Raw genomic sequence first — 19,283 nt, 5'->3', positions numbered from 1 at the left:
ATTGGAAATCCCGGAGGGTTTCAGGTTTTTAAAATATAAATTGGTGTTATCCTTTAAAATTAATTGCTTTTAAAAATCTGAAACGCTCAATTTAGGTAATGGAAAGTTTTTGAATTCGGCGTTGGTTTCAACGAAAACATAATGGCAGGGACCCCCCGATGGCACATGTTCACAAGTACGAGCGGCAGCAGTTTGAAAAATTGTTCCGCCAGGAGCAGATTGATTATCTTGATAAACGCCTGCAGATTCTTGACGCGTTTTTGCAGATCGAAGGCCACGTGAGCGCCGGAATGCTTGAACAAAAGCTGCAGGAGCAATACGGAGATCAGTTTTCTGAAAATTTTGTCACCGAAACCCTGGAGCTGATGTGCCGGTTTGGATTTGCCCAGAAAAACCGTTTTCAAAACGGAGAAGCACAGTATGAACACCGGCATCTGGGCCACCATCACGACCACATGATATGTACCAAGTGCGGCCGGGTCCTAGAGTTTGAAAATCAGCATATAGAAGCGTTGCAGCAGGAAGTGGCCCATTCCTACGGATTTCACCTTCTGCAGCATCGCCTGGAAATGTACGGCATTTGTTCCGACTGCATGCAGCAGCGGATGCACCAGATGCCGCTGTATGCGGCCAAACCCGGAGAGCGGGTTGTGATCACGGAGTTGACCGGCGGCAGCAGTTCCAGGCTGCGCCTGATGAGCATGGGACTGCGCGTTGATGACCATGTAGAAATCATTACCAATTACGGTCGGGGCCAGGTGGTGGTGGCAGCGGGCAATCAGCGTTACGTACTTGGCCGGGGCCTGGCCGGCAAAATTATCGTGGAGCCGGAGGCCGCAAAAAATTCCGGGCAGGGCGCAGATACCGCCCGATAATTGATGAACCTGATAGCCAACCCCAATGTCCTGACCAAAAACTGGATTTGGCCCGGACAATAAGATAGAATGGAGAAAATGCCGGCATGCGTTTGAGCGAAATGAGAGAGGGGCAGTCCGGAAGGATTGTATTCGTGGGCGGGGATATGCGGCTTCGGCGGCGGATTCTGGAAATGGGCCTGACCCGGGACTCAAAATTTTATATTGAAAAATATGCGCCATTGCGTGATCCCCTTGAGCTGACCACCCGCGGGATGCATGTTTCTTTGCGTGTAAAGGAGGCCATGGCCATTACCGTGGAACCCCTGGAGACGGATCATGGCTGAAAAAAACATACGAATCGCCCTTACCGGGAATCCCAATTCAGGCAAAACCACCATTTTTAATCATCTCACCGGCACGCGCCAGAAAGTGGGCAACTGGCCGGGGGTGACTGTGGAGAAAAAGGAAGGCGATGTTGAAAAATTCGGCTGTCATTTAAAAATTGTCGATCTGCCCGGTACTTACAGTCTTACCCCTTTTTCCATTGAAGAAATCGTCGCACGCAACTACATACTGGATGAAAATCCGGATGTGGTCATCGACATCATCGATGCCTCCAACCTGGAGCGCAGCCTGTATCTGGCCAATCAGCTGCGGGAATTGAACTGCAAGGTGATTTTTGCCTTAAACATGGCAGACCTGGCCCTTTCCAGGGGGTATAAAATCGATGCGGCCAAACTTTCCGAATTGCTTGGGGTGCCCGTGGTATTTACCGTGGGCAACAAGGGGCAGGGGCTCGACGAGCTGGTCAAGACCGCAGTGGAATCCGCACAAAGTGACGTGTGTATCCCGGAAACCCGGAAAGTTCGCTACTCCAACGATATAGAAAAGGCCATTGCAGAGCTCCGCGCTGCAATCGAAGAACGCACCGGGCCGGATTTTCCCTATGACCGGAGATGGACAGCGGTTAAGCTGCTGGAAGACGACACCATCATCCGGCAGCGGCTGGATGAATTTCTGGGCCGGGACAGCCGTGAACTCATGGAAGCCGCAGACCGGCTCCGGGCCCGATTGACCGATCTGTTCCACGAGGAACCGGAAATTGTACTAACAGATGAGCGCTATGGGTTTATTGCGGGTATTATCAAGGAGGTGATGATATCCTCCACCCGCCGGCGGGTGGATGTTTCCCGCAATATTGATATGGTGCTGACCAACCGGTTTCTGGGCTTTCCCATTTTTATTTTTTTTATCTGGGCAATGTTTCAGGTCACCTTTACCCTCGGAGCTTATCCCATGGAATGGCTGGAAGCCGGCATCGGGATGATTTCCGGCGGACTCGATGCAATGCTGCCGCCGGGGGTTGTGAAAACTTTTCTGCTCGACGGGGTTATTGCCGGGGTGGGCAGCGTGCTGGTCTTTCTGCCCAATATTTTGCTGCTGTTTTTTTGCATCGCGCTTTTTGAGGATACCGGCTACATGGCGCGGGCCGCTTTTTTAATGGACCGGATCATGCATTTGATCGGGCTCCACGGAAAATCGTTTATCCCCATGCTCATGGGATTCGGCTGCAATGTGCCGGCGATTATGGCGGCCCGGACCCTGGAAAGTCCCAAGGACCGCATTTTAACGGTGATGATCACCCCTTTTATGTCCTGCTCGGCCCGGCTTCCGGTGTATATCGTGCTGGCCGGCACCTTTTTTGCCGCCCAGGCCGGCACCGTGATATTTCTGCTCTATCTCACCGGCATTGCAGTGGCCATTTTAACCGGCCGGCTTTTGCGGAGTTTTTTGCTCACCGGAGCCGATGCCCCGTTTGTCATGGAACTGCCGCCCTACCGGGTGCCCATGCTCAAAAGCCTGCTGATTCACATGTGGGACCGGGCCAAGATGTTTTTAAAGAAAATGGGCGGCATTATCCTTGTGGGATCCATCATCATCTGGGTTTTGTCCGCTTATCCGAAAAACATCGATTATGATGTGGACTACCAGGCCCGGATCCAGGCGGTAAATCAGCAATATGCCGCGCAGATCGCCGATGCCGGCCCGCAGCAGAAGCAAGGCCTTAAACAGGCGCAGCAGCAACAAATTGATCGTCTCCAGCGGGAAAAACAGGTGGAACATGCCGAAAAATCCTACCTTGGCCGCATCGGCCAGGTGATGAGCCCGGTTTTTGAGCCCATCGGCATTGAGTGGCGCGGCAGTGTGGCGATTCTTACCGGTTTTGTGGCCAAGGAAATCGTGGTCAGCACCCTGGGGGTTTTGTATGCCGTGGAAGGCGAAACCGATTCCGAGGCCTTGCGCCGGGCCCTGAAAAGTTCGGGGATGACCCCGCTTTCCGCATTGTCTTTGATGGTTTTTGTCCTGCTCTATATCCCTTGCCTGGCCACTGTTGCCGCCATTGCCAGGGAGACCGGTTCGGTCCGGTGGGCGTTTCTGAGTGTGGCTTACACCACGGCGGTGGCATGGATGGCTTCGTTTGTTGTTTACCAGGGCGGCGGGTTATTGATGGGATAATCGGAAAAGTGGTGCTTATTTTGGGTTAATGCTCAAAACCCTTGCGTGTATGGCTGCTCATGGGTTATGTGTAAACAAGAGCTGAATAAAAATAAAAACCGACACCATTATTGGAGAGGTTATGACACAATACAAAGTATCGTTTCTGCCGCATGACAAGGAAGTTACCGTGGAAGAAGGCCAGAGCCTGATCCGGGCGGCCATGGATGCGGGCGTTCACATCAATGCCTCCTGCGGGGGGGAGGGCGTTTGCGGAAAATGCCGCGTGATCATTGAAAGCGGTGAGGTCGAAGGCGGCGTTTCCGATCAGCTAAGCCAGCAGGACCAGGAAAAAGGCTATCGTCTGGCTTGCCTGTCAAAGGTCAAAAGCGATTTGAGCGTCCGGATTCCCACGGAATCCTACATTGATGCCAAGGTGCTGAATCTGCAGGCCACGGCCCGCAAGACCGCAAGGATTAAACAGTTAAATCTGGACGACCTCAAGGAAAAGGGCATGTTTGTCCCGGCCGTGGACAAGGTTTACGTGGAAATGCCCGTACCCGAGGGAACCGACAATGAGGCCGACGTCACCCGTTTGGTTCAGGCCCTGCAGAAGGATCACAACGAGCACCGCCTGGAGTTTGACTTGTCAGTGATCCGCAAAGTTCCGGACGTGGCGCGCGAGGCGGATTTCAAGGTCACCGCCACCATTGCCCGCCCGGTGCGCGAAGACGGAAAAAACCGAATCATCAGTATACAGGCCGGCGACACGACAGACCGTAATTTTGCCATTGCCGTGGACATCGGCACAACAACCATCTACGGCCAGGTCATTGACCTTGTTTCAGGAGAGGTCCTGGCGCAGTACGGGGATTTCAATTCCCAGATCAGCTACGGCGAGGATATCATCAGCCGGATCGTTCATGCGGAAAAAGGAGACGGCCTGGAAAAACTTCACTCCCTTGCCATATCCACGATTAATTCCGTGATCGGCAAAATCATCAAAAAATCCGGAATTGATGCAGACGAGATCTCCACGATCACATTTGCCGGCAACACCACCATGACCCAGTTGTTTTTAAGGGTCAATCCGAGATACATCCGCCGGTCGCCGTACGTTCCGGCCGCCAACATCTATCCGGCCTTCAAGGCCGTGGAAATCGGCCTGGAGCTGCCGGATCATGTCACAGCCCTTGTCTATCCCCAGGTTTCAAGCTACGTGGGCGGAGACATTGTAGCCGGTGTCATGGGTTCCGGGATGTATCAGGACGAGGAACTGACCCTGTACATGGATATCGGCACCAATGCCGAGGTGGTCATCGGCAACAAGGACTGGATGGTATGCGCAGCCTGCTCGGCAGGCCCGGCCTTTGAGGGCGGCGGTATCAAGCTGGGCATGCGGGCCTCGGAGGGCGCCATCGAGGATTTCTCCGTTGATCCGACAACCCTGGAGCCCATGAATGTCACCATCGGCGATGTCCGGCCCAAAGGCATCTGCGGCAGCGGCCTGATCACCTGTGTGGCCACCATGTTTGAAATGGGCATTATTGACAACCGGGGCAAATTCAACCGGGACCTTGAAACAGACCGTATCCGGGAAGTCGACGGGGTGTATGAATACGTGCTGGCCTGGCAGGATGTCTCCGGAATTGACCGGGACGTGGTACTTTCAGAGATTGACATCGACAATCTGATCCGGGCCAAGGGGGCGATATACAGCGGTTGCATGACGCTTCTCTCCGAGGTGGGCCTGTCCATCAATGACCTGGACCGCATTATCATGGCCGGCGGATTCGGCAGCTATATTGATCTGGAAAAAACCATGACCATCGGTCTGCTGCCGGAAATCGACCCGGAAAAAGTTACCTTTATCGGAAACGGATCGCTCATGGGCGCCCGGATGAGTGCGCTGACCAACACCATCCGGCGGGATGTGGTGGCCACGGTAAACCGGATGACCAACTTTGAACTTTCCGAAACCCAGTCCTTTATGGACAACTATATTGCAGCATTGTTTCTGCCCCATACGGAACAGAACCTGTTTCCAAAATTAAAGAAGCGGATGGATGAACGGCACCGGCAGCTCGGGCAGTGATCAGGAAAGCCTGGCAGCTGTGTCACCCATAAAACAGCTTGTATAATGATTGACAAAACGTTTTTTTTTTGATATTAAATTTATCTTTTAAAACTGTATGAATAAAAAGGTAACGAGTGCGGTCTGGCAACCGGGTGTTGTCTGCGCGGCAAAACAGAATATCGGCCCAATTGCGCAGCCGGCGGTCACACAGAAAAGCCGTGCAGGCTTTGTCTGTTTTGCAGTAATAAATCGAATTTGTGATCAAATCGTAAATGGATACCGCTTCAACTGAAATCGCTTAAGAATAAGGAGGTAACATTGGGCTTCGAAATCTTTAAAGAATCCTATGCAGGCAGCATCAGGCCGATTACTCTCGGCAAAGGCGACAAGGCCGTAACGGTCGGTGGCGAAAGCTGTCTCCCGCTTTATACGTTCGAAGGGGAGATGCCCAATAAGCCCAAGATTGCAATGGAAATCTGGGACATGGAGCCGACAGACTGGTCAGAGCCGGCCAAAAAGCCCTTTGAGGACGTACTGGGGGATCCTGCGGCGTGGGCCAAAAAATGCGTGGAACAGTACGGGGCGGAGATGATTGTATTGCAGCTCAAAAGCGCCGATCCCAACGGGACCGATGCCAGCCCCGATGAAATCGTGAAAAAAGTCAAAAGCATTCTTGAGGCCATTGACGTGCCGCTGATTCTCTGGGGCACCGCCAATGTGCAGAAAGACGAGGAAGTATTAAAGAAGGTCTCCGAGGCCTGCGAGGGCAAAAACCTTGTTCTCGGACCGGTGGAAGACGACAATCACAAGGGTATTGGCGCAAGCGCCATGGGTTTTGGCCATGCCATTATCTCCTCTTCACCCATTGACGTCAACCTGGCCAAGCAGGTCAATATTTTGCTCGAAAACCTTGGCGTGCCCAATGACCGTATCCTTATCGATCCCACCACCGGCGGTCTGGGCTACGGCATGGAGTACTCCTATTCCGTTATGGAACGTATCCGCATGGCAGCCCTGCTGCAGGGTGATGACAAGCTGCAGTATCCTATTGTCAATAATCTCGGAAACGAAGTCTGGCGATGCAAGGAAGCCAATCAGAAAGCCGATGATGCACCTGAACTGGGTGATCCGGAACGCCGGGGCATTCTCATGGAAGCCGTGGGCGCGGTCACCCACCTGATGGCCGGCTCTGACATTCTGATTATGCGGCATCCAGAGGCCATTCGCATGGTCAAAAGTTTCATCGACCTGATTATGGAAGGCGGAGCCGCCACTGACGTGGCCGCCATCGAAAAGCAGCTGGCTGATGTGGACATTGATTATGCTTCAATGTCGCCCGAGCCGGATTTGAAGATCGAGGAGGAAAAGAAGGCCGCTCCCAAGAAGGCCGCCCCCAAGAAGGAAGAAAAGAAGGCTGCACCAAAGAAGGAAGAAAAGAAGGCTGAGCCCAAGAAGGCAGAAAAGAAGGCTGAGCCCAAGGCCGAAGAGGCCAAGCCCGCAGCCGAGGAAAAGGCTGCCAAGCCGGCAGAGGATCCGGAAGCCAAGGCCAAAGCAGAGGCCGAAGCCAAGGCCAAGGCGGAAGAAGACGCCAAGAAAAAGGCCGAGGCCGATGCCAAGGCAAAACAGGAAGCCGAAGCCAAGGCCAAGGCCGATGCCGAAGCCAAAGCCAAGGCTGAAGAAGAGGCAAAGAAAAAGGCCGAGGCTGAAGAGCGGGCCAAGCGGGACGAAGAAGAAAGAAAACTGCGGGAAAAACGGGCCAAGGAACGCGAGCAGCTTCACAAGAAGCGCGAGGCCGCTGCAGAAAAGCCCGAAGCCCTCACACCGGCAGAGGAACAGAAATCCCACTTGGACAAAATTGTGGAAAGACTGGACCGGATTCACCGGAGAGTCTGAAGATAAAAATATGGTATTCAAAGGCATCCAATACATCTTGCGCCATGGCGGAAAGACCCGCTGATATGCCCGACACCGGCGTGACATGCATACTTGCCGAATTTCAAAGCAACAAGAGGAGGAACCTCTAATGGCAGAAGAAAAAGAAAAAAAAGCGACTCCCAAAAAGGAAAAGGTAGCAGATCCGGTTGGAGCAACCATGGACGTTGCTTCCCAGCAGATGATTGCCCGGGCGCAGCAGCTTGGTATTGATACCATTTTTGACCGTGCAGAAAGCATGAAACCATGTAATATAGGCTCCCAGGGCACCTGCTGCAAGAACTGCGGCATGGGTCCCTGCCGCCTGCCCCTGCCCAAAAGCGGCATCGAGGGCGAAGATACGAGAAAAGGCCTTTGCGGCGCTACGGCCAACACCATTGCCGCCCGCAATTTTCTGCGAATGATCGCAGGCGGCGCGGCCGCGCATTCCGACCACGGCCGGACGGTGGCAGAGGTTTTTCTTGCCGCAGCCCGCAAGGAAACCGACGACTACCAGATCAAAGACACTGTAAAGCTGGTCAAGGTGGCCGAATCCATGGGCATTGCCACCACGGTGGAAGCCGACGGCGAGACCAGGGACAGGGACCTGGATGAAGTGGCCCTGGAACTGGCCGAGGTGGCCCTTAGTGAATGGGGCAAGCCGGAAGGCGAGCTCATCAACCTCAAGCGCGCCCCCCAGCCCCTGTATGAACGCTGGGAGAAACTCGGTGTGCTTCCCCGCAACATTGACCGTGAAATCGTTGACATCATGCACCGCACCCACATGGGCGTGGATCAGGACTATAAAAACATGATGATGCAGGGCACCCGGGCCGCGCTGGCAGACGGATGGGGCGGATCCATGATCGCAACGGATCTGCAGGACATCCTTTTCGGCACCCCGTATCCCCTTCAGTCCGAGGCCAACCTGGGCGTGATGAAGGAAGATCATGTCAACATCATCGTCCATGGCCATGAGCCGGTACTTTCCGAAATGATCGTGGCCGCCTCCCAGTCCAGGGAAATGCTCGACTATGCCAAAGAAAAGGGCGCCAAGGGCATCCAGCTCGGCGGCATCTGCTGTACGGCCAACGAGATTCTCCAACGCCACGGCATTCCGCCCGCAGGCACCTTTCTGCAGCAGGAACTGGCCATTATCACCGGCGCCTGCGAGGCCATGGTGGTTGACGTACAGTGTGTGTTCCAGAACCTGGCCAATGTCTCCAAGTGCTTTCACACCAAGCTGATCACCACCCATCCCATGGCCAAGATGGAGCAGGACAATGTGGTGCATATTCAGTTTGACGAACACTATGCCATGGAAGATGCCAAACGCATCGTGAAAATGGCCATTGACAACTTTGAAAACCGTGGTGCCGAGGTTATGATTCCGCGGCAGAAGGCCACCCAGATCGCCGGTTTCGGCGTGGAATCCATCCAGTACCACCTGGGCGGCACTTTCCGGGGGGATTACTACACCTTAAACGACAACATCATCAACGGCCGAATCCGCGGCATTGCCGGCGTGGTGGGCTGCAACAACGCCCGGACCCGTCACAATGAAGGCCATATCGCAGTGGTTAAGGAATTGATTAAAAACGACGTGATCGTGCTGACCACCGGCTGCAACGGCATTGCCTGCGCCATGGAAGGCCTGCTCACCCCCGAGGCTGCCGGCGTCTACTGCGGTGCCGGCCTGGCCGAGGTCTGCGAGACAGTCGGTATTCCGCCGGTTTTGCACATGGGTTCCTGTGTGGACAACAGCCGGATTCTACTGGCAGCTACAGAAGTGGTCAATGCGGGCGGTCTTGGCAATGATATCTCCGAGCTGCCCGTTGCCGGAAGCGCTCCGGAATGGATGAGTGAAAAAGCCATCTCCATCGGCCAGTACTTCGTGGCATCCGGGTTTTACACGGTTTTTGGTGTGACCTTCCCCACAAGCGGCGCACCCGTGTTCCAGGATCACCTGTTTAAGGACATGGAAAAGATCTACGGCGGCAAGTGGGATTTCGAGCCCGATCCGATCAAGCATGCCCACAAGATGATCGCCCACATTGACTCCAAGCGCAAGGCGCTGGGCATTGACAAGGCCCGGGAGCGGGTGCTCATGGACATGACCGATCGCCAGAAGCTCGAAGCATAAAAGGGCTTGGGATGACGGATACAAGAGACTTGATCTCAAAAGATATTTTTGATGACGAAGCAACACCAAATCCTCAACGAAGGAGGACCGTATGTCTAAACTGATCGCATTTGCTGCCATTCAGGGCGGCTATAAAGTTGTCTCCCAGGTGGAAGGGGAACTGGAAAAAACCCTGCAGTCCTATGACGCCTCAACCAAGGTGGAATTTCCCAACACCGGGTATTTTCTGCCGGTCATCTATTCCCTGACCGGGCTGAAGGTGGAAACACTGGAGGACATGAGAAAACCGCTGGAATTTGCCCGCAAGCTGCTGCCCCCGCATATCAAGGGCAAGCATCATTTGCCGTTTCTCGGCCCCCTGCTGGATGCCGGCATGGCGGCCATCCTGGCCTATGAAATCAAGGAGGCCCTGCGGATCGTCAAGGACCCGGATTTCTACTATCCGCATGAAGATCCGGATATTGAAAACGGCAAAGTCTGGCTGGGCCCGGCAGATGACATTGTGCTTCGCAAACGCGGTGTGGAATTTGTCGACGGTTCGGCTCCGGGTTTTGCCGCCATCGTGGGCGCTGCCCCGAGCCCGGAGATCGCCAAGAACATCGTGGAAGAATACCAGAAACGCAATCTCTATATCTTCTGTGCGGCCCAGCATCGCGGGATTTCCATTATTGACCAGCTCCTGGAAGCCGACGTTCAGGTGGGGTGGAACACCCGCATCGTGCCCTTTGGGCCGGATATCTCCTCTGCGGTTTTCGCCCTCGGGTTTGCCAACCGTGCGGCCATGGCCTTTGGCGGTCTGCAGCCGGGCGACTACAAGAAGATTCTCAAGTACAACAAAGACCGGATCTTTGCCTTTGTCAACGCCCTGGGCGATATTGGTACCGAATGGGGCGTGGCAGCAGCCGGATGCGTCAACTGGGGCTTTCCCACCCTGGCCGACACGGATATCCCGGAAATTCTGCCCACCGGCATTTGCACCTATGAGCATGTGGTGGCCAATGTTCCCCATGATGAGATCGTTCAGCGCTCCGTGGAAGTCCGCGGCCTGAAAGTCCAGGTATCCCAGATCGATATCTCCTGTTCCTTCGGTCCTGCCTACGAGGGCGAGCGGGTGCGCGGAAAAGACCTGCACTCCCAGATGGGCGGCGGCAAGACCCAGTGCACCGAGCTGGTGAAAATGGCTGACATGAAGGAAATCGAAGACGGCAAGGTTGAGGTCGTTGGCAAGGATATCACGGATATCGGCGAAGGCGACACCCTGCCGCTGGGCATTTACGTCCAGATCGCCGGCCGGGAGTTCCAGGCGGACTTTGAGCCCATCCTGGAACGCCAGATCCACCACCTGATCAACTACATCCAGGGCGTGATGCATATCGGTCAGCGCGACATTTCCTGGATTCGGGTGAGCAAAGCAGCCGTGGAAAAAGGCTTTACCTTAAAGGACATCGGCGTGGTCCTGCATGCCAAGATGCACCAGGATTTCGGCAAGGTCCTCGACAAGGTTCAGGTGACCCTGTATACCAACAAGGACGATGTGGAAAAGATGACCGAGCGGGCCCGGGCCGAGTACAAGCAGCGCGATGAGCGGGTGGAGAACATGAAGGACGAGGACGTGGAAATCTACTACTCCTGCACCCTGTGCCAGTCCTTTGCGCCCAATCACGTCTGTTCGGTTTCCCCGGAGCGGACCGGTCTGTGCGGCGCCTATAACTGGATGGACTGCAAGGCCTCCTACGAAATCAACCCCACGGGACCCAACCAGCCCATTAAAAAGGGTGAAGTGATTGATCCGCGCCTGGGTCAGTGGAAAGGGGTCAATGAGTTTGTCAAGCAGGCATCCCGCGGTGCGGTGGAAGGCTACAACTTCTACTCCATCGTTTATGATCCCATGACCACCTGCGGCTGCTGCGAGTGCATCGCTGCGGTGCTGCCCACCTGTAACGGCGTTATGACGGTAAACCGCGAATATACCGGCGATACCCCCTGCGGTATGAAGTTTACCACCCTGGCCGGTGTCATGGGCGGCGGTGCCAAGTCCCCGGGTTTTGTGGGCCATTCCAAGTTCAACATCACCCAGCGCAAGTTCATCCGCGGCGACGGTCCGCCGGATATGGACGAAGGCGGGCTGCTCAGAATCGTCTGGATGCCCAAGATGCTCAAAGAAGAGATCAAGGACCGGATTGATTCCCGGGCCAAGGAACTGGGTGTTCCGGATTTTTATGACAAGATTGCAGATGAGACCGTTGGCACCACGGAAGAGGAAGTCATAGAGTTCCTCAAGGAAAAGGATCATCCGGCGCTGAAGCTGGAATCCGTCGTGGGTTGATGACAGCAGACAAGGAACCGGGCCGCAGACAGCGGCCCGGTTCTGATTCGGTTATAATGACAGGATAGCGTAAAGCGAGGAGAAAAAAATGGCACTCACCGGAATTCAGATATTTAAGCTGCTGCCGCAGACCAACTGCAAGGAATGCGGGGCTCCCACGTGTCTTGCCTTTGCAATGAACCTTGCTTCCGGAAAAGCCGAACTCGACAGCTGCCCGTATGTATCTGACGAAGCTCGCGAGCAGCTGGCCGAAGCATCGGCCCCCCCGATTCTGCCGGTTCAGATCGGCAAAGGGGTCCGGGCAAGAACCGTGGGCGGCGAAACCGTTCAGTACCGCCACGAAAAAACCTTTTTCAATCCCACTGCACTGGCCGGCAAGATCAAGTCAGACATGGATGACAAGGAGCTGGACCAGAAACTCAAGGTATGGAATGCTTTCCAGTTCGAGCGCGTGGGCTTTACCCTGCGGCCCGAGCTTGTGGCCCTGGAAGACGCCAACGGCGATGCCGACGCATTTGCCGCCAAGGCCAAAAAAATTGCTGAAAACTCGGAATTCAACCTCATCCTGATGTCGGAGAATCTCGATGTGATGAAGGCCGCCGTGGAGGTTTGCAAGTTTAAAAATCCCCTGATTTATGCAGCCACCAAGGATAATTTTGACGATTTCTCCGCACTGGCCAAGGAAAACGACCTGCCCCTGACCATCAAGGCCGATTCCGTGGAAGGCCTTATGGAGATGACCGACAAGCTTCGGGAGGAAGGGTTTAAAAAGATCGTCATTGATTCCGGATCCAGGGATGTCAAAAAGGCCTATGAAGACCAGGTCAACATTCGCCGGGCAGCCCTGAAAAAGAGCAACCGCTCGGTGGGGTATCCCACCATTGTCTTTCCGTGCGAAATGGCATCCAATCTGGACATGGAAACGCTTCTGGCCTCCATGTTCATCGCCAAGTATGGCGCCATTTGTGTGATGTCGGATTTTGCCAGTGAGTCCCTGTTTGCACTGCTGCTCGAACGGCTCAATATCTTCACTGACCCGCAGCGGCCCATGACAGTGGTGGAAGACATCTACCCCATCGGCAATCCGGACGAGAATTCACCGGTGCTGATCACCACCAACTTTGCTTTGACCTATTTTATTGTTTCCGGCGAAATTGAAGGCAGCAAGGTTCCGGCCTGGCTGTTGGTCAAAGACACCGAAGGCCTGTCCGTGCTTACCGCGTGGGCGGCCGGAAAATTTGCCGGCGATGATGTGGGCATGTTTGTGAAAAAGTGCGGCATTGGCGACAAGGTCAAAAACAAGGAACTCATTATTCCCGGTTATGCCGCTTCCATTACCGGTGAGATCGAAGAAGAGCTTCCGGACTGGACCGTGACGGTCGGGCCGCGGGAAGCCCCGCACCTTCCGGCATTCCTGAAGCAAAGACAATAACCGAGAATCCGGCCCGGACCTTTTGTCTGTGCCGGACGCAGAACCAACAAAGGGAGGTTCTCCATGCTGTTGATAGGCGAAAGTTTGAATGTCATGTCCAAGAAAATCGGCAAGGCATTAAAGGAACGGGATCCAGCCCCCATCCAGGAGGAAGTCAAGGACCAGGAAGCCCGGGGGATGGATTATATAGATATTAACCTCGGCCCGGCCAAGAAAGACGGCACCGAACTGATGCCCTGGGTGGTCAAGACCGTGCAGGAAGTCACTGAGCTGCCACTGGCCCTGGATACTTCCAATATTGATGCCATTGCAGAAGGCCTGAAGGTCTATAAGGCCACCGCCCAGCCGCCCCTGATCAACTCGATCATGGCCCGGCCCGAGCGGTATGAAAAAATGCTGCCCATTGCCGCAGAGTACAATGCCGATTTCATCGCACTGATGTGGGGCCCTGAGGGGCTGCCCAGGGATGAAAACGAGCGGGCCGCGCTGTGCGTGGAATTGCTGTATGCAGCCAATGAAGCAGGCATTGCAAATGAAAAGATCTGGGTCGACGGCATTGTCACCCCGGTCAACATTCAGCAGGAACAGCTGGTGAGCCTGATGAATTTTTACATGATGCTTCAGGATATCGCGCCGGGCGCCAAAAGCACCTGCGGGTTGTCCAATATCTCCAACGGCCCGCCGGCTTATCTGCGCCCCATTTTGAATCAGACCTACATGGTTATGCTGGAGCGCTACGGCATGTATTCTGTGATTTCCGATCCCCTGGATGAGAAACTGACCGCCATTGCCAAGGGAAAACATCCGGAAATCGTGGACGTGATCCAAAAAGCCATGGACGAGCCCGTAGATGCCAGTCAGTATGAAAAAGAACTGGCCGACTATGTCAAGACCGTGGACGTGATCCTCGGCCGCAAGCTCTATTCCGATTCCTGGCTTGAGCTGTAATTTTTCCGGATTTTGTTCTGAAAATCAAAAAGCCCTGACTCCCTTTTCGGGGAGCAGGGCTTTTTTTAATCCTGTTATGGTCTGCTTGCCGGTTTTCTCCGGATGTGCCGACGATACCGGTATTTGCTTGACTTGTGGCACAAAAAAGGTAGAATGATCCACTTAGCGGCGTCAGAAGACGTCTTATGGATTTTTTTTAATTGTACAAAAACTGCCGCTTTTGATTTGTGTATTTCGGGTGAGCGGCATTAATAAGGGTGCGGTCACGAAGCCACGAAGGTTTGTATTCCCCGGCAAAGGGAATGAATTCTTTGTGGCTTTTTTGCTTTAAAACAGATGATACCCTATGATTTGCCAATATTGGATAATATCCGTATGTTTTCAGGCATGACAAAAAAAATGACCACTTTGGCAGCCGTCCTGGCGGTGCTTTTTGTTTTGGTGGCCGGGATATCGGGCCATGGAGCTGTTGTTTGGGCTGGTGAGGCGGAAAACGACCGGAGCCTCGAGCGCGACACCAATAATGACGGGCAAGTGGACCAGATTGCCCGTTTTAACAAATCCGGCCGGCTGGTCAAGCTTTTGGTGGACCAAAACAGGGATGGGGACATGGATGGCTTCCAGTATTATGAAAACGGCCGTCTGGTGCGCATTGAACGTGATACCACCGGCGACGGCAAAATCGATGTCCGCGATTTTTATGATAATCAACAGCGCATCCGCCAGCAGCGGCTCGATGACCAGGGCCGGGTCCAAAAATCCCTGTATTTTGACAGCAAGGGCCAAGTCGTTAAACAAAAGTCCGACTCCACAAAAGACGGCCGCCTGGATACGGTTATGGAATATGAAAACGGGCAGGTGGTATCCAAAAAGCAGGATACCAGCGGCAATGGCCACTTTGATATCCTTGAGACATACCGTGGCGGAAAACTACAAAAGCGGCGAATCGATCAGAGCGGAAACAGCCGCTGGGACAAACAGGTTTTTTTTCAAAACTCGCAGCCGCAAAAGGCGGAATACGACACCAACCAGGACGGCAACTTTGACCGGGTCGTGTTCTATAAAAACGGCAAACCCGCCAGGGTGGAAAACGATGCCGATAATGACGGCCATTCCGAGCAGACCGTATATCCGGACGCATCCGGCAAAGCCAAAAGGGTGGCCATTGACGCAGATGCCGACGGTGTTGCAGAAAAAATCCGGTATTATGAAAATCAAAACCTGGTGCAGGAGGAAAAAGATACCAATCTTGACGGTCAGACGGACTGGCGGCGGTTTTACTCAGGGGAGAAAAAGGGTCAGATTTTTCAGGACAAGGATCATGACGGCCGATTTGAAACAGTTGTGTTCCTTGATTCCGGCATTGGCGCACAGATGGTGGAAACAGATAAAAACGGCGACGGCCGGCCCGACCGCCGGGCCTGGTATGATCAAGAGGGCCGGCTGATCAAGCAGCAGACACGGCACGGGGATGAGTCCGGGTCCTTGAACATGACCTGGTATTATGACCAGGATGAGCAGGTGGTTTTTGCGGAAAAAGATTTAACCGGAAACGGGGCTCCGGATGCGTGGTATTCGTATGAACAGGGGCGTCTTTCCGAAATTCGCCGGGATACCACCGGCGACGGCAGGGCAGATGTTTGGGAGACCTACGGGGAGAATCAGCAGCTGCTGAAGCGATCCAAAGATCTGGATTATGACGGTGTGGCCGATATTCACACTGAGCCCGGCGAAGAAGCAGACGGATAGATTAAGATTCGGTAGAAGGAGAGAAGAACAATGACGCTTGAATTTATTGCAAAGGGCGGAGTGTTGGTGATTCCCATTTTGCTGTGTTCCGTGCTTGTGCTGGCCATTTTCCTGGAGCGGGTGATTCGCTTTACCCTCATGCGCGCCAGGGGTGCGGGGCTGGCTGAGAAAGTCATCAGCCTGCTCAAATCCGGTGATGCCCCGGGCGCGGCACGAATGGCGGAACAAAGCAATTCCCCCATGGGCCGGGTATTGCGAAAGGCAATGGATTACCGCAACCAAGACCGGGAGGTTCTGGAAACTGTTATCATTCATGCCACCGAAGAAGAAGTCCGGGGTTTGTCCAGGTATTTGCAGGCCCTTGCCACCATCGGCAATATTGCCCCGCTGCTGGGCCTGCTGGGAACCGTCATCGGCATGATCAAGGCCTTTATGGTGATTCAGGAAATGGGCGGCAAGGTCAATGCCGCGGTACTGGCCGGCGGCATCTGGGAGGCCATGCTCACTACCGCCCTGGGGCTTGCCGTGGCCCTGCCGGCCATGGTGATCCACAGCTATCTGCTGGCCCGGGTGGAGCGCTACGAGGCCCGGCTCCAGGACGGTGCGGTGACTTTTCTCACTGCCCTGACCGGACGCAATTAAGGAGGCCGCCATGCTGGTGCACAGAAAGAAAAAAGAGCGTTACCGGATGCAGGCGCCAATGACGCCCCTGATTGATATTGTTTTTATGCTGCTGATTTATTTTCTGCTGACCACCAATTTTATTTCCGAGTCCGGCATAGACGTCAATCTGCCGGAATCCAGCTCCGCGGCGGCCCGGGAGAGCCAGGAAATTACGGTTTATCTGGACCGGGACAACAAGATCTATCTCGGAAAGGAATCAGTGGCCCTAAACGATCTGCAGCAAAGGCTTGAAAACAGGCTGAACGCCGCATCCGGGTCCAGTCTGGTGATGGTCAAGGCGGACCGGTCCGTGGATCTTGAATCTGCGGTCAATGTCATGGACATTGCCCGTGCCGCCGGCGCCGGGCGCTTGTTTCTGGCCACTGAAAAAACCGGCACCAGGCCTTGAGCGCAGACCATATGGCCGGGTTTATCAAATATTTCCAAAACATCAACTGGCTGTTCTGGATGCTGGTGATCTTTTCTGTGGGCGTGCACCTGGGCTTGTTCTGGCAGTTTCGGCAGATGGCACCTTCTTCGCCGGAAAAAGTCATTGAGGTGACTGTGGATACAGCAGCAGAACCCGAAGGCTTGCCGGTGCCCAACCCCCCGGACCGTCCTCCGCATCCGGCCCCTGCGGCTGACGCACCAACACCGGATGCGCCCCGTCCGCCGGAGATTCCGACCGAGAATGCAGCAGAGCCCGAAGAAAAACAGCCGGAGGTTGTGTCCGAGCAGGTTGCCCAATGGCAGGGCCCGGAAACTTTTGAAACCGCTGAAGACCGCGCGGAACCACGCAGGCCCGCAAGGGCGAATAAAGATGTTATGGCCGCCTATTTTTCCGGGATCCGGGCAGCCATTGAACGAAATAAGCAGTACCCGGGCTCTGCCCGACAGCGCCGCCAGGAGGGCCGGGTGATTGTGTCATTTCATGTGGACTTCAAAGGCCGGGTTTCAGATCCGGAGGTGGTGGAAAGTTCCGGGTTTTCCAGCCTGGATAACGCTGCTGTAAAAGCCGTGCGGGCAGCCGGGCCCTTTGATCCGCCGCCCCCGGATGCCGGGAATCCCCCGATTGGCCTGGAGATCGCCATTGTTTTTCAATTGCGGCGGTGATGCCGCGCTTTTCAGTTTTACAGGAGGTTATATGAAAATATTGATTTGCGGCAAGGGCGGGTGCGGCAAAAGCACCCTTTCGGTGATGCTGGCCCGGGCATTTGATGCCATGGGCCGCCAGGTGCTGCTGGTGGATGCAGATGAGTCCAATTTCGGTATCGCCCACTTGATCGGTGTGGCCCCGCCCATGGATTTAATGGAAAGCCTTGGAGGCAAAAAGGGGTTTAAGGAAAAAATAAACGCACCTATTTCCGAAAATCCACAGGGCATCTTTTCCATGGGACAGTCCATGGCGGATTTGCCGGAAGATTGCGTTTCAGAAACCGGCAATATTCGTGTGGTTTCCATTGGAAAGATCCATGATTACAAAGAGGGGTGCGCCTGTCCCATGGGCATGCTCTCCACCCGGTTTCTCGAAAGCCTGCGGGTGGAGCCCGGGCAGATTGTGATCGTGGACACAGAGGCTGGGGTGGAACATTTCGGCCGGGGTGTGATCGGGTGCGCGGATGTGATGCTTGCGGTGGTGGATCCCACTGCGGAATCCCTGAAGCTCGCAGCCAGGATGGCCGGGATGGCAGCGCATGCAGACCGGCCCCTTTATTTTGTGATCAACAAAAGCGAGCCGGAGATCGAGGCCATGATTGCCTCCCGTCTGGATCCGGAAAAGGTGGCTGCAACGATTCCCAAAGATCATGACCTGTTTGTGGAAAGCCTTCAGGGCATTGCCATCACCAGGGCCGGGCAGCATGCAGAAGGTCTGGCCCGATGGCTGGAAGAAGCATCCTGGAAGGCGCGTTAGGCAAGCCGGGTTGTTTCAGCCGTCGTCGCGCAGATCGCCCATTTTCTGGTTGTATTGCTCGATTTCAGCTTTCAGGGCGTTTTTTTCCTCCTCATAGGCCCGGATCTTTTCGTTGAGTGCCTGGACCTTTTTCTCGTGGGCCCTGACCTGCTTTTTGTCTTCAAGCTGTTTTCCGGCATTCTTTAATTTTTTTTGCTGCCGCATCAGGTCCTGGTATTTCTCGTCCAGGGCCTGCTTTTTGGCTTCCAGTTCCAGGCGCCGTTCTTCCATGTCCTGGAAGGTTTTGGATTCATCCGGCTTTTCCCCGACCCCGGGTTTTATGCCTTTGGCGTCATCTTCGGCCCGGGCCGGACGGACCGGAATTTCCCTGGTGGCTTCCGCCGTGTTCCGGTAGGATTCCGGTACGCTTGAAAGGTCGTTGGTGTAACGGGTGACACCGTTATTGTCCGTGTAATGGTAGATCCGGGCCTCGCCTGTGCTCCCGGCTACCAGCAATGCGACGGCAAGAAAGGTGAAAAATTGGATTTTGCGCATTTTCATACCTGTTGGGGTTAAGGGTGCACGGCAGTTTGAAAAACGGGAATCCTGTTGATATATTACTGTATCTTTTGTATAGGGAGGGTGTCAAGACAGTCTTTATCTGTTCATCCGGGAAAAGTCAGGGTTATGAACTATAACCGCAAATGACGGTTGGATCAAGATAAGCCCCTATAATCATTAATCATATAAATAGTCACTTATCAGCCACTTATCCTTTTACAAAGTATAT

General features: G+C 54.3%; 15 protein-coding genes. 14 read left to right on the top strand and 1 reads right to left on the bottom strand.

Translation table 11 applies throughout. The annotated features are described in order from the left end of the window. The first annotated feature begins 158 nt into the window (after positions 1 to 158). The 14 genes from ACTCIA_RS14075 (at position 159) to ACTCIA_RS14010 (ending at position 18,514) form a co-directional block, all read left to right on the top strand. The gene (locus tag ACTCIA_RS14075) at positions 159 to 875 is read left to right on the top strand and encodes a transcriptional repressor (RefSeq protein WP_463002446.1); all 717 of its coding nucleotides are present in this window, start codon (positions 159 to 161) and stop codon (positions 873 to 875) included. An 86-nt stretch (positions 876 to 961) separates the two neighbouring features. Continuing rightward, a complete protein-coding gene (locus tag ACTCIA_RS14070; protein ID WP_463002445.1) occupies positions 962 to 1,201 on the top strand; it encodes a FeoA family protein in 240 nt (79 codons plus the stop codon). Continuing rightward, a complete protein-coding gene (gene feoB, locus ACTCIA_RS14065; protein WP_463002444.1) occupies positions 1,194 to 3,374 on the top strand; it encodes a ferrous iron transport protein B in 2,181 nt (726 codons plus the stop codon). The genes ACTCIA_RS14070 and feoB overlap by 8 nt, the downstream gene beginning before the upstream one ends. A 121-nt stretch (positions 3,375 to 3,495) precedes the next feature. Further along, on the top strand, positions 3,496 to 5,448 hold the full coding sequence (locus ACTCIA_RS14060) for an ASKHA domain-containing protein (protein ID WP_463002443.1): 1,953 nt from the start codon (positions 3,496 to 3,498) through the stop codon (positions 5,446 to 5,448). A 300-nt stretch (positions 5,449 to 5,748) separates the two neighbouring features. After that, positions 5,749 to 7,323, top strand: coding sequence for an acetyl-CoA decarbonylase/synthase complex subunit delta (locus ACTCIA_RS14055; protein WP_463002442.1), 1,575 nt, complete (start codon positions 5,749 to 5,751; stop codon positions 7,321 to 7,323). 130 nt (positions 7,324 to 7,453) lie between these two features. Further along, positions 7,454 to 9,484 carry an anaerobic carbon-monoxide dehydrogenase catalytic subunit gene (gene cooS / locus ACTCIA_RS14050; RefSeq protein ID WP_463002441.1) on the top strand — a complete coding sequence of 677 codons (2,031 nt, stop codon included), beginning with the start codon at positions 7,454 to 7,456 and terminating at the stop codon, positions 9,482 to 9,484. Between the two features lie 91 nt (positions 9,485 to 9,575). Further along, a complete protein-coding gene (acsB, locus tag ACTCIA_RS14045) occupies positions 9,576 to 11,810 on the top strand; it encodes an acetyl-CoA decarbonylase/synthase complex subunit alpha/beta (RefSeq protein WP_463002440.1) in 2,235 nt (744 codons plus the stop codon). A gap of 88 nt (positions 11,811 to 11,898) precedes the next feature. After that, positions 11,899 to 13,242, top strand: coding sequence for an acetyl-CoA decarbonylase/synthase complex subunit gamma (gene acsC, locus ACTCIA_RS14040; RefSeq protein ID WP_463002439.1), 1,344 nt, complete (start codon positions 11,899 to 11,901; stop codon positions 13,240 to 13,242). Between the two features lie 63 nt (positions 13,243 to 13,305). Next, positions 13,306 to 14,190: a dihydropteroate synthase gene (locus ACTCIA_RS14035; RefSeq protein WP_463002438.1), complete on the top strand. Its 885-nt coding sequence runs from the start codon at positions 13,306 to 13,308 to the stop codon at positions 14,188 to 14,190. Between the two features lie 399 nt (positions 14,191 to 14,589). Then, positions 14,590 to 15,939, top strand: coding sequence for a hypothetical protein (locus tag ACTCIA_RS14030; protein WP_463002437.1), 1,350 nt, complete (start codon positions 14,590 to 14,592; stop codon positions 15,937 to 15,939). A 30-nt stretch (positions 15,940 to 15,969) separates the two neighbouring features. Continuing rightward, positions 15,970 to 16,581, top strand: a complete 612-nt coding sequence (locus ACTCIA_RS14025) for a MotA/TolQ/ExbB proton channel family protein (RefSeq protein WP_463002436.1) — start codon at positions 15,970 to 15,972, stop codon at positions 16,579 to 16,581. 10 nt (positions 16,582 to 16,591) lie between these two features. Further along, positions 16,592 to 17,011, top strand: coding sequence for an ExbD/TolR family protein (locus ACTCIA_RS14020; protein ID WP_463002435.1), 420 nt, complete (start codon positions 16,592 to 16,594; stop codon positions 17,009 to 17,011). Further along, positions 17,008 to 17,715, top strand: a complete 708-nt coding sequence (locus ACTCIA_RS14015; RefSeq protein WP_463002434.1) for a TonB family protein — start codon at positions 17,008 to 17,010, stop codon at positions 17,713 to 17,715. Before ACTCIA_RS14020 ends, ACTCIA_RS14015 begins: the two co-directional genes overlap by 4 nt. 31 nt (positions 17,716 to 17,746) lie before the next feature. Continuing rightward, positions 17,747 to 18,514, top strand: a complete 768-nt coding sequence (locus ACTCIA_RS14010; protein ID WP_463002433.1) for an ATP-binding protein — start codon at positions 17,747 to 17,749, stop codon at positions 18,512 to 18,514. Positions 18,515 to 18,529: 15 nt separating this feature from the next. Here the strand turns inward: ACTCIA_RS14010 and ACTCIA_RS14005 are convergent, their stop codons facing one another. Next, complete coding sequence (locus ACTCIA_RS14005; protein ID WP_463002432.1) at positions 18,530 to 19,048, bottom strand: DUF4124 domain-containing protein; 519 nt, start codon at positions 19,046 to 19,048, stop codon at positions 18,530 to 18,532. Positions 19,049 to 19,283 lie beyond the last annotated feature (235 nt).

This window comes from Desulfosalsimonas sp., from assembly GCF_055149105.1.
Note: the sequence above shows the minus strand (reverse complement) of the source record. Positions and strands in the feature narration are given on the sequence as shown.

What these genes read in the sequence shown, in the direction of transcription:
- ACTCIA_RS14075 (WP_463002446.1), top strand. Translation starts at nt 159, where the DNA reads ATGGCACATGTTCACAAGTACGAGCGGCAGCAGTTTGAAAAATTGTTC.
- ACTCIA_RS14070 (WP_463002445.1), top strand. Translation starts at nt 962, where the DNA reads ATGCGTTTGAGCGAAATGAGAGAGGGGCAGTCCGGAAGGATTGTATTC.
- feoB (WP_463002444.1), top strand. Translation starts at nt 1,194, where the DNA reads ATGGCTGAAAAAAACATACGAATCGCCCTTACCGGGAATCCCAATTCA.
- ACTCIA_RS14060 (WP_463002443.1), top strand. Translation starts at nt 3,496, where the DNA reads ATGACACAATACAAAGTATCGTTTCTGCCGCATGACAAGGAAGTTACC.
- cooS (WP_463002441.1), top strand. Translation starts at nt 7,454, where the DNA reads ATGGCAGAAGAAAAAGAAAAAAAAGCGACTCCCAAAAAGGAAAAGGTA.
- acsB (WP_463002440.1), top strand. Translation starts at nt 9,576, where the DNA reads ATGTCTAAACTGATCGCATTTGCTGCCATTCAGGGCGGCTATAAAGTT.
- acsC (WP_463002439.1), top strand. Translation starts at nt 11,899, where the DNA reads ATGGCACTCACCGGAATTCAGATATTTAAGCTGCTGCCGCAGACCAAC.
- ACTCIA_RS14035 (WP_463002438.1), top strand. Translation starts at nt 13,306, where the DNA reads ATGCTGTTGATAGGCGAAAGTTTGAATGTCATGTCCAAGAAAATCGGC.
- ACTCIA_RS14030 (WP_463002437.1), top strand. Translation starts at nt 14,590, where the DNA reads ATGACCACTTTGGCAGCCGTCCTGGCGGTGCTTTTTGTTTTGGTGGCC.
- ACTCIA_RS14025 (WP_463002436.1), top strand. Translation starts at nt 15,970, where the DNA reads ATGACGCTTGAATTTATTGCAAAGGGCGGAGTGTTGGTGATTCCCATT.
- ACTCIA_RS14020 (WP_463002435.1), top strand. Translation starts at nt 16,592, where the DNA reads ATGCTGGTGCACAGAAAGAAAAAAGAGCGTTACCGGATGCAGGCGCCA.
- ACTCIA_RS14010 (WP_463002433.1), top strand. Translation starts at nt 17,747, where the DNA reads ATGAAAATATTGATTTGCGGCAAGGGCGGGTGCGGCAAAAGCACCCTT.
- ACTCIA_RS14005 (WP_463002432.1), bottom strand. Translation starts at nt 19,048, where the DNA reads ATGCGCAAAATCCAATTTTTCACCTTTCTTGCCGTCGCATTGCTGGTA.